Annotated in this window: 15 protein-coding genes; 12 read left to right on the top strand and 3 right to left on the bottom strand. The window is 68.6% G+C overall.

What is annotated here, in order from left to right:
• Positions 1-4 precede the first annotated feature (4 nt).
• The 9 genes from folP to ACVWYS_RS18030 all read left to right on the top strand — a co-directional run bounded on the left by folP (position 5) and on the right by ACVWYS_RS18030 (position 8,077).
• A complete protein-coding gene (gene folP / locus ACVWYS_RS18070) occupies positions 5-946 on the top strand; it encodes a dihydropteroate synthase (protein ID WP_116765442.1) in 942 nt (313 codons plus the stop codon).
• 13 nt (positions 947-959) lie between these two features.
• The gene (folB, locus tag ACVWYS_RS18065; protein WP_456510182.1) at positions 960-1,319 is read left to right on the top strand and encodes a dihydroneopterin aldolase; all 360 of its coding nucleotides are present in this window, start codon (positions 960-962) and stop codon (positions 1,317-1,319) included.
• Positions 1,316-1,885 carry a 2-amino-4-hydroxy-6-hydroxymethyldihydropteridine diphosphokinase gene (folK, locus tag ACVWYS_RS18060; RefSeq protein ID WP_456510181.1) on the top strand — a complete coding sequence of 190 codons (570 nt, stop codon included), beginning with the start codon at positions 1,316-1,318 and terminating at the stop codon, positions 1,883-1,885. The genes folB and folK overlap by 4 nt, the downstream gene beginning before the upstream one ends.
• Entirely contained in the window at positions 1,882-2,406 is a 525-nt protein-coding gene (locus ACVWYS_RS18055) for a DUF3180 domain-containing protein (RefSeq protein ID WP_116765445.1), read from the top strand. Before folK ends, ACVWYS_RS18055 begins: the two co-directional genes overlap by 4 nt.
• Complete coding sequence (locus tag ACVWYS_RS18050) at positions 2,387-2,899, top strand: PH domain-containing protein (RefSeq protein WP_344361496.1); 513 nt, start codon at positions 2,387-2,389, stop codon at positions 2,897-2,899. The genes ACVWYS_RS18055 and ACVWYS_RS18050 overlap by 20 nt, the downstream gene beginning before the upstream one ends.
• 18 nt (positions 2,900-2,917) lie before the next feature.
• The gene (locus ACVWYS_RS18045) at positions 2,918-4,570 is read left to right on the top strand and encodes a PH domain-containing protein (protein WP_456510180.1); all 1,653 of its coding nucleotides are present in this window, start codon (positions 2,918-2,920) and stop codon (positions 4,568-4,570) included.
• Positions 4,563-5,483: a Rossmann-like and DUF2520 domain-containing protein gene (locus tag ACVWYS_RS18040; protein ID WP_116765448.1), complete on the top strand. Its 921-nt coding sequence runs from the start codon at positions 4,563-4,565 to the stop codon at positions 5,481-5,483. Before ACVWYS_RS18045 ends, ACVWYS_RS18040 begins: the two co-directional genes overlap by 8 nt.
• A 1-nt stretch (position 5,484) precedes the next feature.
• Positions 5,485-6,387: a pantoate--beta-alanine ligase gene (gene panC, locus ACVWYS_RS18035; RefSeq protein WP_344361488.1), complete on the top strand. Its 903-nt coding sequence runs from the start codon at positions 5,485-5,487 to the stop codon at positions 6,385-6,387.
• A gap of 193 nt (positions 6,388-6,580) precedes the next feature.
• The gene (locus ACVWYS_RS18030) at positions 6,581-8,077 is read left to right on the top strand and encodes a DHA2 family efflux MFS transporter permease subunit (protein WP_456510179.1); all 1,497 of its coding nucleotides are present in this window, start codon (positions 6,581-6,583) and stop codon (positions 8,075-8,077) included.
• Positions 8,078-8,176: 99 nt separating this feature from the next.
• On the opposite strand, the gene ACVWYS_RS18025 is transcribed toward ACVWYS_RS18030, so the two are convergent.
• The 3 genes from ACVWYS_RS18025 to ACVWYS_RS18015 are packed head-to-tail and all read right to left on the bottom strand — an operon-like array spanning position 8,177 to position 10,777.
• A complete protein-coding gene (locus ACVWYS_RS18025) occupies positions 8,177-9,010 on the bottom strand; it encodes an alpha/beta fold hydrolase (protein ID WP_091255496.1) in 834 nt (277 codons plus the stop codon).
• 59 nt (positions 9,011-9,069) lie between these two features.
• Positions 9,070-9,696: a thymidine kinase gene (locus ACVWYS_RS18020; RefSeq protein ID WP_456507726.1), complete on the bottom strand. Its 627-nt coding sequence runs from the start codon at positions 9,694-9,696 to the stop codon at positions 9,070-9,072.
• A gap of 58 nt (positions 9,697-9,754) precedes the next feature.
• Positions 9,755-10,777 carry an alpha/beta fold hydrolase gene (locus ACVWYS_RS18015; protein WP_456510178.1) on the bottom strand — a complete coding sequence of 341 codons (1,023 nt, stop codon included), beginning with the start codon at positions 10,775-10,777 and terminating at the stop codon, positions 9,755-9,757.
• A 98-nt stretch (positions 10,778-10,875) separates the two neighbouring features.
• Here ACVWYS_RS18015 and lysS point away from each other — a divergent pair, with 98 nt between their 5' ends.
• The 3 genes from lysS (at position 10,876) to ACVWYS_RS18000 (ending at position 13,073) form a co-directional block, all read left to right on the top strand.
• On the top strand, positions 10,876-12,408 hold the full coding sequence (gene lysS, locus ACVWYS_RS18010; protein WP_344361478.1) for a lysine--tRNA ligase: 1,533 nt from the start codon (positions 10,876-10,878) through the stop codon (positions 12,406-12,408).
• A 2-nt stretch (positions 12,409-12,410) separates the two neighbouring features.
• Complete coding sequence (locus ACVWYS_RS18005) at positions 12,411-12,593, top strand: hypothetical protein (protein ID WP_344361475.1); 183 nt, start codon at positions 12,411-12,413, stop codon at positions 12,591-12,593.
• Positions 12,594-12,746: 153 nt separating this feature from the next.
• On the top strand, positions 12,747-13,073 hold the full coding sequence (locus ACVWYS_RS18000) for a histone-like nucleoid-structuring protein Lsr2 (protein ID WP_091255487.1): 327 nt from the start codon (positions 12,747-12,749) through the stop codon (positions 13,071-13,073).
• Positions 13,074-13,371 lie beyond the last annotated feature (298 nt).

Below are 13,371 nucleotides of genomic sequence, written 5' to 3'. Positions count from 1 at the left end.
GACTATGGACTCCCTAGCTGCAGCCCCAGGGACCGGTCCCGCAACCTCGCCCCTGCCCATCCTGCGCAAGCCGCGCCCGGCGGCGAAGTTCCAGGACCTGCCCACGGACCGGACACTCGTCATGGGAATCCTGAACGTCACCCCCGATTCCTTCAGCGACGGCGGCGACTACGCGACGCCGGACACCGCGATCGCGGCGGGCCTGCGGATGTTCTACGCCGGGGCGGACATCATCGACGTCGGCGGCGAATCCACCCGTCCGGGCGCCACGGCGGTCGGCGTGGACGAGGAACAGCGCCGCGTGCTGCCGGTTATCGAGGCCCTGGTCAAGGCCGGCGCCCTGGTCAGCATCGACACCACCCACGCCGCGACGGCGGCCGCCGCCCTGAAAGCCGGCGCCGCGATCATCAACGACGTCTCCGGCCTGACCCTCGAACCGGAAATGGCTGAACTGGCCGCCCGGACCAAGGCGCCCTATATCCTGACGCACCGCCGCGGCGACGCCAGCACCATGAATGACCTCACCGACTACGATGACGTCGCCCGGGACGTCGTCGCCGAACTCGCCGGCGTCCGCGACAAGCTCTACGCCGCAGGCGTCAGCCCGGAACAGATCATCGTGGACCCGGGGCTGGGCTTCGCCAAGAACGACGTCCAGAACTGGGAACTGCTGCAGCGCCTGGACGTCCTGCAGGCCATGGGCCACAAGGTCCTCGTGGCCGGCTCCCGCAAACGCTTCCTCGGCAGCCTCCTGACCGTGGCCGGCAAGGCCGCCCAGCCGGTTGAACGCGATGCCGCCACCGCCGCCGTGACCGCCATCAGCGCCTTCCGCGGCGCCTGGGCGGTGCGGGTGCACGACGTCGGCCCGAGCCTGGACGCCGTCAAGGTGGCCGCCCGCATGGCACCCCCGGCGCACTCCGCACCGGCCGCCGCCGGCACCAACTGATCCGGCCGGCGTCATGGACCAGATCACGCTGCGCGGCGTCACCGCCGTCGGCCATCATGGAGTGTTCGACTTCGAGCGCCGCGACGGCCAGCCGTTCGTCGTTGACGCGGTGCTGCACCTTGACTTCAGCAAGGCTGCAGCGTCGGACGACGTCCTGGACACAGCACATTACGGCGAAGTCGCCGGCTGCATCCGGGACTGGATCACGGGAGAGCCGCTGAACCTGATCGAGGCACTGGCCGTGCGGATTGCCGACGACGTCCTGCAGAAGTTCGGCGTGGCCGCCGTGGACATCACCGTGCACAAGCCGAAGGCCCCGATCGAGGTCGAGTTCGGCGATGTCTCTGTCAGCGTGCACCGGAGACGCACATGAGCCCGCTCTACACCCGCGCGGTGATCGCGCTCGGCAGCAACCTGGGTGAGCGCAGCGACACGCTGTCCGCCGCCGTCGCCGATCTCGTCGACCCGCCGGAAGTACGCCTCCTGGCCATCTCGCCGATCGTCCAGACGAAGGCCGTGGGCGGCCCGGCGGATCAGCCCGACTTCCTGAACATGGTGATTGCGGTCGAGACGTCCCTGCCGCCTCGAGAACTGCTGCGGCACTGCCACGCCGTGGAACAGAAGCACCTGCGGGTGCGTGAGGTCCGGTGGGGACCGCGGACCCTGGACGTGGACATCATCACCTACGGTGACCTGGTGAGTTCCGACCCCGAGCTCACCCTGCCACACCCCCGGGCCGCGGAACGGGCGTTCGTGCTCTACCCGTGGTCACTGATCGATCCCGCGGCTGAGCTCAACGGCCAACGCGTGGGCGAGCTCGCCGCCAAAGCCGACGATTTCGCCGACCTCGCACCGTTTGACGGCTTCCGGCCCCCGGCCCCCGCGGACGTCACAGGCGCAGACGCCGCCGGCGTCCCCCGTAGGGTGGACCGGCCGTGAAGCTGACCAACCCCCTGCTCCTGCTGGCCATTGCTGTTGTCCTGGCCGTGGCGGGCTGGTTCGCCACCGTGATGGCCGGCCGCTACAGCCTGGCCACCCCCGTCCTGCCGCTCACCGGGCTACTGACCATGGGCGTGATCGTGGTGCTCACCCTCGTGCTGGGCATCCGCGTGCTGCGCTGGCGCAACGGCAAGAAGAAGAAAATCCTCAACCCCATCCTCGCGGCGTGGACCCTGGTCCTGGCCCAGGCCTGCGCCTACACCGGCACGGTCCTGCTGGGCTGGCACGCGGGAATCGTGATCGAGCAGCTGCGGCTGTGGAACCTGCGCAGCAACCAGGACATCACCTGGCAGGCCCTTGCGATGGCCGGCGGCGGGCTGATCATGGTGGTCGTGGGGCTGGTCGTCGAGCGGTTCTGCCGGATTCCGCCCGAGGACGGCGACGCCGAATCCGGGCACGAGGTGCAGGGAAAGCGCAACAAGCCCTCCGCAGAAGGCGAATATGCCTACCGAAGCGATTGACCCGCCGGGCATCGACTGGCTCAGGGTGTCACCGAAGTACGTCACCGTGCGCCTCGCGGAGTGGGCGCTGGGCAACCTGATCGCAGTGGTCCTGCTGTCGCTTCCCCTGGTGCTGGTACTCAACGGCGCCTGGACGTGGCCGCCGCTTTGGCTGGCCGTTGCCGTTCCCGCCGTCTGGCTGCTTCTGGCGGTCTGGCGGCTCGTCCTGATTCCCCGGCAGGTGCGCTCGATCGGCTACGCCGAGCGTGACGATGACCTCCTGGTCCGCCGTGGCATCTTTTTCCAGCGCACCCTCGTGGTCCCCTATGGGCGGATGCAGTATGTGGACATCGCGGTGGGACCCGTCGAACGCCCACTGGGCCTGTGCACCCTGAAGCTGCACACGGCGTCCGCCGGGACCAACGCTGAGATCCCCGGACTGCCCGCCGGCGAGGGAGCCCGGCTCCGCGAACAGCTGTCCGCCCGCGGCGAAGCCCGTCTGGCCGGGCTGTGACGGGAAGGCCATGACGGCATGGCGCTGACACCGGAGGGTCTCCCGGCGGCGCGGGAGCCGGGAACCGGCCCCGGTTCGGGAGACACCGGTACCGCGGGGGAAACCGGCCCCGGTTTGGGAGACACCCGTACCGCCGACGCCGGCTGGCTGCGTGTCCACCCGGGATCGCCGTTCGTCCGCGGCTGGGTGGCAGTGGCCGCGCTGTTCTTCTTCTTCGGACGGGACTCCTTCGAACGGCTGCTCCAGGGCGGCCCGGTCTTTGACGAGCGGTTCGCCGGCCGTGCGCCGTGGTTGTTGCTCGGCGGCGGCACCCTCCTGCTTCTGACCGTGCTCGGCTTCGTCCTGAGCTGGTACTTCACCCGCTACCAGGTGGCGGACGGGTACGTCCGGGTCAACACCGGGTTCCTGTTCAGGCAGCAGCGCCAGGCCCGGCTGGACCGGGTGCAGGCCATCGACGTCGTGCAGCCCCTGCTGGCCCGGATTTTCGGCCTGGCGGAACTCAGGTTCGAAGTCGCCGACGCCGGAGAATCCGCTGTGCACCTGGCCTACCTGCGGGCGGACGAGGCCCGCCAGCTCCGCGCGACAATTCTCGCCGGTGCCTCCGGTGCCTCCGGCGGGACGCTGTCGCCGTCGCAGGCGATGGAACCGGGGCAACCGGGGGCCGCCGCTGTTGAGGCACCGGAACGGACCGTCCTGACCGTGCCGCCGGCGCGCCTGATGGGCTCAGTGATCCTGAGTGAACAAGGCCTGGCCATCGTGGCCGGCGGCGTCGCCTCCGTGCTGCTGTCCGCCATCACCGAAAACCGCAGCTTCACGGTTTTCCTGATCCCCGCCGTGATCGGACTCGCCGCCTCCTACTGGTCCTCGTTCAACAAGGGCTACAACTTCACCGCCGCCGTTTCCCCGGACGGCATCCGGCTGCGCTACGGCCTGCTGGACACCCAGGCGCAGACCGTGCCGCCGGGCAGGATCCAGGCCTTGAAGATCAGCCAGCCGCCGCTGTGGCGGTTGTTCGGCTGGTACCGGATCCAGATCAATGTGGCCGGCTACGGCCTGGCCGGAAGCGCCCGGGAAGGCTCCCACCGGACCACCCTCCTGCCGGTGGGATCCCTCACCGACGTCCTGAAACTCCTCTCCCTTGTGCTCCCGGACCCCGGAACCGCGGACCCGGCGGGCGTCTTCACGGCAGGAATCAACGGACTCGCGGACCCAACCGGAACACGGGACGCCGGAGCACAGGAAACAGCGGCCCGGCAGGACGCCGACGGCGGCTTCGTCACCACGCCGCGCCGGGCCCGGCTTCTGGCACCGCTGGGCTGGCGGCGGAACGGCTTCACCGCAACGGAGACCGCACTGCTGCTGAGATCCGGACGGTGGTGGCGGAACCTCGTTGTGGTGCCGCACCAGCGCACCCAGTCGATGGCGCTGCAGCAGGGGCCGCTCGCCCGCAGGTTCCGGGTGGCGGACCTGGTCCTGCACACCACCGCGGGCCCGGTCGCCCCGCGGCTCATCCAGGTCGGCCTCGATGAGGCCCGGGCCCTCCTGGATGCCCAGGCCGCCCGCGCCCGCGCCGCACGCAAGCGCCAAACGAGCGAACACTGGATGGAACCAACCACGCAGCCCGCGCAATCACCCGCACCAGACACTCAGGAAGGCCCGCATCATGGCTAAACCAGGACGCCTCGGCGTCGGAATCATCGGTGCAGGGAAGGTCGGTGCCGTCCTGGGGGCGGCGCTGCGCGGAGCCGAGCACGCCGTCATTGGGGTGTCCGCCGTGTCGGACGCCAGCCGCGAACGCGCCGAAACACTCTTGCCGGGCGTGCCCATCCTGGAAGTGCAGGACATCGTGGAGCGCGCCGAACTGGTCCTGCTCGCCGTCCCGGATGACGCCCTCGGCCCCCTCGTGGACGGCCTTGCCAAGCTGGGCGCCTGGCAGCCCGGCCAGCTCGTGGCGCACACCTCCGGACGCTTCGGCGTCGGGATCCTGCACCCGGTCCGCGCCGCCGGCGCCGTGCCGCTCGCCCTGCACCCGGCCATGACGTTCACGGGCATGAGCCTGGACCTCACCCGGCTCCTGGACTGCACCTTCGGCGTCACGGCCGACGCCGCGATGCTGCCGATCGCCCAGGCACTCGTCGTCGAAATGGGTGCCGAACCCGTCGCTATTGCAGAAGCCGACCGCGTCCTGTACCACGCTGCCCTGGCGCATGGCTCGAACCATCTGGTCACGCTCGTGGCGCAGGCCTCGCAGCTGCTCCGCGACGTCGGCGTCGAAGCCCCGGACCGGATGCTGGGCCCGCTGCTCCGCGCCACGCTGGAGAACGCGCTCGCCTCCGGCGAATCGGCCCTGACCGGGCCCGTGGCCCGCGGCGACACCGGCACGGTCGCCGCGCACGCCGGTGCCCTCCGCGAGTACGACGGCGGCTCAGGCGGCGATATTCTGGAGGCGTACCTGGCCATGGCCCGGGCGACAGCCCGCCGGGCAGGGAGCCGCGGGCTCTTGAAGCCGGACCAACTCGACGGCATCGAACAGGCGCTCCGCGGCCCCGACCAGAACGGGACCCGCGCCCCGGAAGGACCCTGACATGGCAATCCAACTCGTCACCACCGCTGCCCAGCTCCGCGCCGCAAGCGCCCGGCTGCTGGCGCAGAAGGGCGGCACATCCCAGGGGCTGGTGCCCACGATGGGCGCCCTGCACGAGGGGCACGCCCAGCTGGCCCGCACCGCCGTCGTCCAGAACGACGTCGTCGTGGCCAGCATCTTCGTCAACCCGCTGCAATTCGGCGAGGCCGCGGACCTGGACCGGTACCCCCGGACGCTGGAGGCCGACCTCGCCCTGCTTGACGCCGAAGGCGTTGACCTGGCGTTCGCGCCGGCGGTGGAGGAGGTCTACCCCGGCGGGGAGCCCCTCGTGCGGATCACGGCAGGGCCCCTGGGTGAAAAGTGGGAGGGTGCGTCCCGGCCCGGACACTTCGACGGCGCGCTGACCGTCGTCGCGAAACTGCTCCACTATGGCCTTCCGGGCGCCGGGCTTCCCGGCGGAGGCCAGCCGGCCTACCGCGCCTACTTTGGCCAGAAGGACGCCCAGCAGCTGGCCCTGGTCCAACGCATGGTGGCGGACCTGAATTTCCCGGTGGAGATCGTACCCGTGCCCATTGTGCGCTCGTCCGACGGACTGGCGCTGTCCAGCCGCAACCGCTTCCTCTCCGAGGACGAGCGCGGGGCCGCCCTGGTCCTCTCCCGGGCGTTGCGGCTCATCGAGGAGCGCGCCAACGCCCATCAGCCCCTCGACGTCGAGTCCGCGCAGGCCCTGGTCCGGTCCCAGCCGCTCGTGGAACTGGACTATTTCGAGGTCGTGGATCCGCGCACCCTCGAACCCCTCGCGGAGAACTGCAAGGAAACCCCGTTCCGCGGCGAAGCGCTGGCAATCATTGCGGCCAAGGTGGGTCCGGTGCGGCTGATCGACAACGTGCCGCTGGACGCCTGACACCAGCGGGACCAGCAAACAGCAACGCGGGGTCAGACACGGTCCATGCCGGGGCCGGATGTGACCCCGCGTTGCTTTTCCGGCGGTGGAATTCTGCTCCGGTGACGGGAATGCGCCCAGGGCTTAGACTGTTGCAACCTGCAGCAGCGCCGACGCTCGCCGGACCCACACCCAACGCCCTGAGGGAATTCCCATGTCAACAGACGTCTCTTCCAACAACGCCGGCGCCCCCGCGCCGGGCGCTGGTCCCGCCAGCCCGGGACCGACGCCGGCCGCGCCCGCCTCAGCTCCCGCGCCGGCCAAGATGTCGCGGGAGTCCGTCACCATCATCGTGACGTTGCTGGTGGCCACGTTCGTCGTGATCCTCAACGAGACGATCATGAACGTGGCCCTGCAGCGGCTGATGGTGGACCTCGGTGTTGACGCCCCCACCGTGCAGTGGCTGTCCACCGGTTTCATGCTCACCATGGCGGTCGTGATTCCCACCACCGGGTTCATCCTGCAGCGGCTGTCCACCCGTGCCGTGTTCCTGCTGGCCATGGGGCTGTTCTCCGGTGGAACTCTGCTGGCCGCCGTCGCCCCGGGCTTCGAAGTCCTGTTGCTGGCCCGCATCGTCCAGGCCGGCGGCACGGCCATCATGCTGCCGCTGCTCATGACCACCATCCTCACGCTCGTGCCGCTGGAACGCCGCGGCGCCGTCATGGGCAACGTCAGCATCGCCATCTCGGTGGCGCCAGCACTGGGCCCCACGGTTTCCGGCCTGATCCTCCAGCACTTTTCCTGGCGGTTCATGTTCGTCTTCGTGCTGCCGATCGCGCTCGCCGCACTGGCCATCGGGGCCAGGTACCTGACCAACATCGGCGAGACGGAGAAAACCCGGCTTGATGCCCTCTCGGTAGTGCTGACGGTCCCGGCGTTCGGCGGCCTCGTGTATGGCCTCAGCCAGATCGGCGGCGGCGACGCCGGATCCCGCACGCCCGCCGTGCTGGCGCTGGCCGTTGGAGTGCTGGCCCTGGCAGCGTTCGTCCTGCGCCAGCTGAAGCTGCAGAAGAGCGACCGGCCCCTGCTGGACCTGCGCGCGTTTACCTTCCGGATGTTCACGGTGTCCGTACTCCTGCTGGTCGTGGCCATGGTCGCATTGTTCGGCGCGGTAATCCTGCTGCCGTTGTACCTGCAGGAAATCCGCGGCCTGAAGTCGCTCGAGACCGGCCTGGTGCTGCTTCCGGGCGGCCTGGCCATGGGCCTGCTGGGGCCCTTCATCGGCCGCGTTTTCGACAAGATCGGCCCCCTGCCGCTGACGGTGACGGGCTCGGTCATGATGGTGCTGTCCCTGTGGCAGTTCTCCATGCTGGACGCCGCGTCACCGGTGGGGTGGATCATTGCCTTGCATGTGACCCTGAGCCTGGGCCTCGCGCTCGTATTCACCCCGGCCTTCACGACCGGCCTAAACCCGTTGCCCCCGCACCTGTACTCCCACGGCTCGGCCATCATGAGCACCCTGCAGCAAGTGGCCGGCGCCGCCGGCACTGCGCTCCTGGTCTCGATCTACGCATTCGTGGCCGCAGCTTCGGGCATGGTGGCCGGCATGCATGCGGCGTTCCTGACGGCGGCCGTCATAGCGCTCGGCGCCGTCGTGCTGTCCGCTATGATGCGCAAGACCGCAGGCGTGGCACAACCCGTCGCCCACTAGCCGCAATAAACAAACGCAGGGTCACTTAGCGCCGATTCCGGACGGTCCGATGGGCGCTAAGTGACGCTGCGTTGCTTCGTGGGTGTTGGTGGCCGGGAGTCAGCCGGCGTAGAACGCGCTGAGTTCGGCGATGAGCTTGTCCGGTGCCTTGTTGACGCCGTCGTGGCCCATGCCCGGCAGGATCGTGTAGCTGGATCCGGAGAGGACGTCGTGGATCTGGGCGCAGGCCACACCGAAGTAGGCAGGGCTCTTTTCGCCGACGATGATCAGCGTCTCCAGCGGCAGTTCCAGGAACGGCTCCGCCGGCATGTCCGCCGCGATGATCGCCTTGATCTCCCGCACACCTGTCTGCATAAGGTCGCGCAGCTGCTTGCCGATCGGGGTGCCCGCCGAAAGCTTGTTCGCCAGCGTCAGCATGGACAACGGCATCCGGGACAGGGCGCTCCCGGTTTCCAAGCCCTTGAGCAGGACGGCAAGGGCGCGGTCGTCGTCGCCGGCCGCCGTCGCCCGCTCGTATTCTGGCGTCCAGTCCGCCGTGACGCTGTGGTTGACCGACACGGCGGGGTCGTAGACCGCCAGGCGTTCCACCGGCAGGGTGCGGGCCGCGTGCAGGGCCACCGCACCGCCGAAGCTGTGGCCGAAGACGTCCGTGCTGGACGTGTGCTTCATGACGGCGTCGAGGTCGTGGATGTCCACGTCCAGGGTGTAGTCCTCCGGCTGCGGGGATGACGAGCCGCGTCCGCGCCGGTTGAAGGTGTGCACCGGCCGGCCCAGCGATGCGCTGAGCTTCTGCGCGAAACGCGTGTAATCGGCGGCCGTCACCATCGAGGCCGGCACGACGACGATGCCCGAGCCCGCCGAGGCAAGCTCGGCGCCCGTGCTGAAAAGCTCGATCGTTCCGCCGTCGGGGGTTCTGATGTTCTCGCGGGTCATGCTCCGAGCCTAGCCGAGCACACGCCGCCATGCAGTAGACGGTGCACTAAGTCCCGGTGCTAGTTGCCCAGCCGGCCGCCGGAGACCTCGAGGTAGCAGGCGCCGCAGAGCGACTCGTACCAGACGTCCTGGCCGTCGATCGCCACCTGGTCGCCGTCGAAAACCACATGGTCCCCGATCCGGCGGGTGTTGAAGATGGCCTTGCGTCCGCAGCGGCAGATGGTCTTGAGCTCTTCGAGGGTGTGCGCAATTTCCAGCAGCCGCAGCGAACCGGGGAAAGCCCGGGTCCGGAAGTCGGTGCGGATGCCGTACGCCAGCACGGGGACGTTGTCCAGGACCGCAATGCGGAAGAGGTCGTCCACCTGCGCCGGTTCCAGGAACTGCGCCTCGTCCACCAGCAGGCAGGCCACGGGCGAGGTCTCCACGTGCTGCAGCAGGGCATCGGGATCGTCCCCATGGGCCTGGGCCGTAAAGAGGGCGCGGGCTGACGCGCCGGCGGGGATCAGGAAGTCCACCGAACGGGTCATGCCGAGGCGGGACACGACGTCGGCGTCGCCCTTGGTGTCCACGTCCGGCTTGGCCAGAAGCACCCGCTGTCCGCGTTCTTCATAGTTGAACGCCGCCTGCAGCAGCCCCGTGGATTTGCCGGAGTTCATGGCGCCGTAGCGGAAATAGAGCTTGGCCAAGGGGGTCCTTTCGAAAGGGTCGCCCCCGATTCTAACGGCAGGCCGCGCTAGCGGCCCGTCAGCGGTCCGGCCCGGGCCGCCGCGTTCGGCCGGGGATCCGCCCGGGGATGCGCCCGTAGATGCCGGGCATGCCGCCAGCCATTGTTCCGGTAATGCTGCCTATCCCTCGGCCCGTAGCCGTGGACGCAGCACCGGGCCCGCCGAGCAGGAACCGCGCTGCCCGCAGGGCCAGCCTGTTGCCGGGCCGGATGGGGCCCTCGTGGAGCTGCCCGGGAACGACGGCGAAGGTCAGCGCGGGGACGGCGGCGGCGAGTTGGCGGCCCGTCTCGGCGAAGTACGCCGGGCTCCAGCCGCCGCTGAGCATCAGCGTGGGGGTGGTGATGGAGGTGAAATCGGCGACCTCGGCGTCGGCATCCAGCACGGCCCGCATCTCGGCGACGGCCGTGGGCAGCAGTTCCCGCATTTCGGCGCCCAGGCTGGTCCTCGCCGAGACGATGCTCAGCATGCGCAACGCGCCCAGCGGCAGCCGGGACACCGGGCCCGCCGTCTCCAGGCCCTGCACCAAATGGGCCCAGGCCTCGTCAAGCTTGCCGGCAGCCACCGACCGCTCAAGCTCGGGCCGCCAGCGCCGGCTGAGGTTCCCCGAAAGGCTGACGGCCGCGTCATAGGTCACCATCCTGCGGATAGGCAGGCTCCGGGCGGCCTGGAGGGCCACAAACCCGCCATAGCTGTGGGCCACGACGTCGCTGGCGCCGGTCTCGCGCAGCACCGCTGCCAGGTCGGCCACCTCCGTGGCCGCCGAATAGTCTGCCGGCTGGGGGGAGGAACCGGCGCGCCCCCGCCGGTTGTAGCAGTGCACCGGCCGGCCCAGCAGCCGGCTGAGCTTTCGGGCAAAGGGCCGGTAGAGCGCATCGGTCACCAGCGTCCCGTGCACGACGACGACGCCGGATCCAGCGCCGGGTCCAGCGCCGGTTGTGGCGCCCGCGGCGGCCGATCCGCCCGGCCCGGGCGTCTCCGGCCGGAACGTATGCAGCTCGAGGTGCCCCTCGCCGTCGTCAGTCTTCACGGTCCACGTCTCCACAGCCCTGAGTCTATTCCCGCACCCGGACTGCGCAGTCAACGCCCGGCCGAACTTGCCGGGACCTGACCGGGTGGAAATCGACGGTAAACTTGGGGATTGTGACTTCCCAAAACACCCCTGCCCCGCACAACGCCGCCGAGCCGCACGATGCCAGCGAACAGACGCGCATCCGCATGGAGAAGCGCGCCAAGCTGATCGAACGCGGCGTCGAGGCTTATCCGGTGGGTGTCGAGCGTACGCACTCGCTCACGGAAATCCGCGAGAAATACGCCCACCTGCAGGCCGACGAAACCACCGGCGACGTCGTCGGCGTGACCGGCCGCATTGTCTTCGTCCGCAACACGGGCAAGCTCTGCTTCGCTACCCTCCAGGAGGGCGGCCTGGACGGCAAGGCGGTCCGGCTGCAGGTCATGCTGAGCCTGGCCAACATCGGTGAGGAGGCGCTCGCGGACTGGAAGTCCCTCGTGGACCTCGGCGACCACGTCTTCATCACCGGCGAGGTCATCTCCTCACGCCGCGGCGAGCTGTCTGTCATGGCGGACTCCTGGACCATGGCCTCGAAGGCGCTGCGCCCGCTGCCCGTGCTGCACGCGGGGCTGAACGAGGAAACCCGTGTCCGCCAGCGCTACGTGGACCTCATTGTCCGTGACGAAGCCCGCGAGATGGTTTACACCCGCGCCGCGATCACACGCTCCATCCGCGAAACCCTGCACCGCCAGGGCTACGTCGAGGTGGAAACCCCCATGCTGCAACTGGTTCACGGCGGCGCCACGGCCCGTCCCTTCGAGACGCACATGAACGCCTTCGACCAGAAGATGACCCTGCGCATCGCCACCGAGCTCTACCTCAAGCGCACGGTGGTCGGCGGGATCGACCGCGTCTATGACATGGGCCGGGTCTTCCGCAACGAAGGCGTCGACTCCACCCACAGCCCCGAGTTCACCACCTTGGAATCCTACGAGGCCTGGGCCGACCAGTTCGTCATGGCGGACCGGATCAAGGAGATCATCCTGGACGCCGCCGACGCCGCCGGCGTGGGCCGGGTCCTGCAGACGGAAGCCGGGGAGATCAACCTCGACGGCGACTGGGCCTGGATGGCGGTTTACCCGGGGCTCTCCGAATTCGTCGGCCGGGAAATCACCCCCGACACCACGGTCTCTGAACTGCTGGAACTGGCCGCCAAGCACGAGGTCAAGGTGGACGCCGCCTGGGACGCCGAGAAACTGGTCGTCGAACTCTTCGGCGAGCTGGTGGAGCCCACTCTGCTCAACCCCACGTTCGTCTACGACTATCCGCCGTCCGCCCAGCCGCTGGCCCGCCATCACCGCGAGGACGGCCGCTTGATCGAGGCATGGGACCTCATCATCGGCGGCATGGAGCGCGGCACGGCCTTCTCCGAACTGATCGACCCTGTGATCCAGCGAGAACGCCTCACCGAACAGTCCCGCCGCTCCGCCGCGGGCGATGTAGAGGCCATGCAGCTGGATGAAGACTTCCTCCGCGCGCTCGAGTACGGCGCGCCGCCCATGGGCGGGATCGGCCTGGGCATCGACCGCCTCGTCATGCTCTTCACCGGCGCCGGCATCCGCGAGACCATCCTCTTCCCCCTGTTGAAGCCTGAAGGGCACTGAGCATGGACTACATCGCCGTATTGGTGCCCCCCATCGTGGTGGGCCTGCTTTTCTGGTTTGCCATGAAATCCATATTCAATGCCGATAAATCGGAGCGCCAGGCAGAAGCCCGCGCTCAGGCCGAAGCGGACGCTCGAGCGGAAGCTCAAAACCCGGGACAGGAATCCGGGCCCGCCAGGGGCTAATTCCCCTGAATGGGGCAATAGTCCCTATTGCTGTGAGCGGGTTTCCTTTGACCGGAGTTATACGCTTTGACTCTCTGCTGTAACCCGGAGGATACTTTTTACAGATACATCCTGCTTTTCTAAACGCTCGTCCTTTTGGAAAGAGAGTCATTTATGGCACAGAAAGTGAAAATCATCCTCGTTGATGATCTGGATGGGGGATCCGCGGACGAAACTGTCCGGTTTGGCCTGGACGGCGTGAGCTATGAAATAGACCTGTCGTCCGGCAATGCGTCAGACCTGCGTTCCGCGTTGGAGCGGTTTGTGGGGCATGCACGCAAGACATCAAGCGGCCGCGCCACGCGCACCAAAATTTCAAGCGGACGGAATCAGGACTCTGCCCAGATCCGTCAGTGGGCACGGGACAACGGCTATGCGGTAAACAGCCGCGGACGTATCCAGGCTGAAATTCAGGAAGCCTACCAAAAGGCTAATTCCTAGTCCGGACCTCCGTGCAGGGCCAGTATCAATGGCCCTATCAAGTCTGCGCATCAAATGCTAATGCCCCCGTTATCTGACGGGGGCATTGCTATGCCGACGGCGGTATGTGCAGAACGGCGGCCCGGGCGCTCCCGGCGGGGCGACCGGCGCCGCCGGCGCCGCCGCGAGGGTGCCGCCGGACTGTTTCCCGGGTCCCGCGCCTGCGCTCGTCCGAACGGCCGCAGGCGGGATCCGTGTGGCATCCGGACAGCGTCCGGGCCGGGGAGCGCAACCCTTCGGTTTCCCCTGTGGCGAACAA

Source organism: Arthrobacter sp. TE12231 (assembly GCF_054062895.1).
Note: the sequence above shows the minus strand (reverse complement) of the source record. Positions and strands in the feature narration are given on the sequence as shown.

Excerpts from the sequence above, each read along its gene's own strand:
- folP (WP_116765442.1), top strand. The coding sequence starts at position 5 with ATGGACTCCCTAGCTGCAGCCCCAGGGACCGGTCCCGCAACCTCGCCC.
- folB (WP_456510182.1), top strand. The coding sequence starts at position 960 with ATGGACCAGATCACGCTGCGCGGCGTCACCGCCGTCGGCCATCATGGA.
- folK (WP_456510181.1), top strand. The coding sequence starts at position 1,316 with ATGAGCCCGCTCTACACCCGCGCGGTGATCGCGCTCGGCAGCAACCTG.
- ACVWYS_RS18050 (WP_344361496.1), top strand. The coding sequence starts at position 2,387 with ATGCCTACCGAAGCGATTGACCCGCCGGGCATCGACTGGCTCAGGGTG.
- ACVWYS_RS18045 (WP_456510180.1), top strand. The coding sequence starts at position 2,918 with ATGGCGCTGACACCGGAGGGTCTCCCGGCGGCGCGGGAGCCGGGAACC.
- ACVWYS_RS18040 (WP_116765448.1), top strand. The coding sequence starts at position 4,563 with ATGGCTAAACCAGGACGCCTCGGCGTCGGAATCATCGGTGCAGGGAAG.
- panC (WP_344361488.1), top strand. The coding sequence starts at position 5,485 with ATGGCAATCCAACTCGTCACCACCGCTGCCCAGCTCCGCGCCGCAAGC.
- ACVWYS_RS18030 (WP_456510179.1), top strand. The coding sequence starts at position 6,581 with ATGTCAACAGACGTCTCTTCCAACAACGCCGGCGCCCCCGCGCCGGGC.
- ACVWYS_RS18025 (WP_091255496.1), bottom strand. The coding sequence starts at position 9,010 with ATGACCCGCGAGAACATCAGAACCCCCGACGGCGGAACGATCGAGCTT.
- ACVWYS_RS18005 (WP_344361475.1), top strand. The coding sequence starts at position 12,411 with ATGGACTACATCGCCGTATTGGTGCCCCCCATCGTGGTGGGCCTGCTT.
- ACVWYS_RS18000 (WP_091255487.1), top strand. The coding sequence starts at position 12,747 with ATGGCACAGAAAGTGAAAATCATCCTCGTTGATGATCTGGATGGGGGA.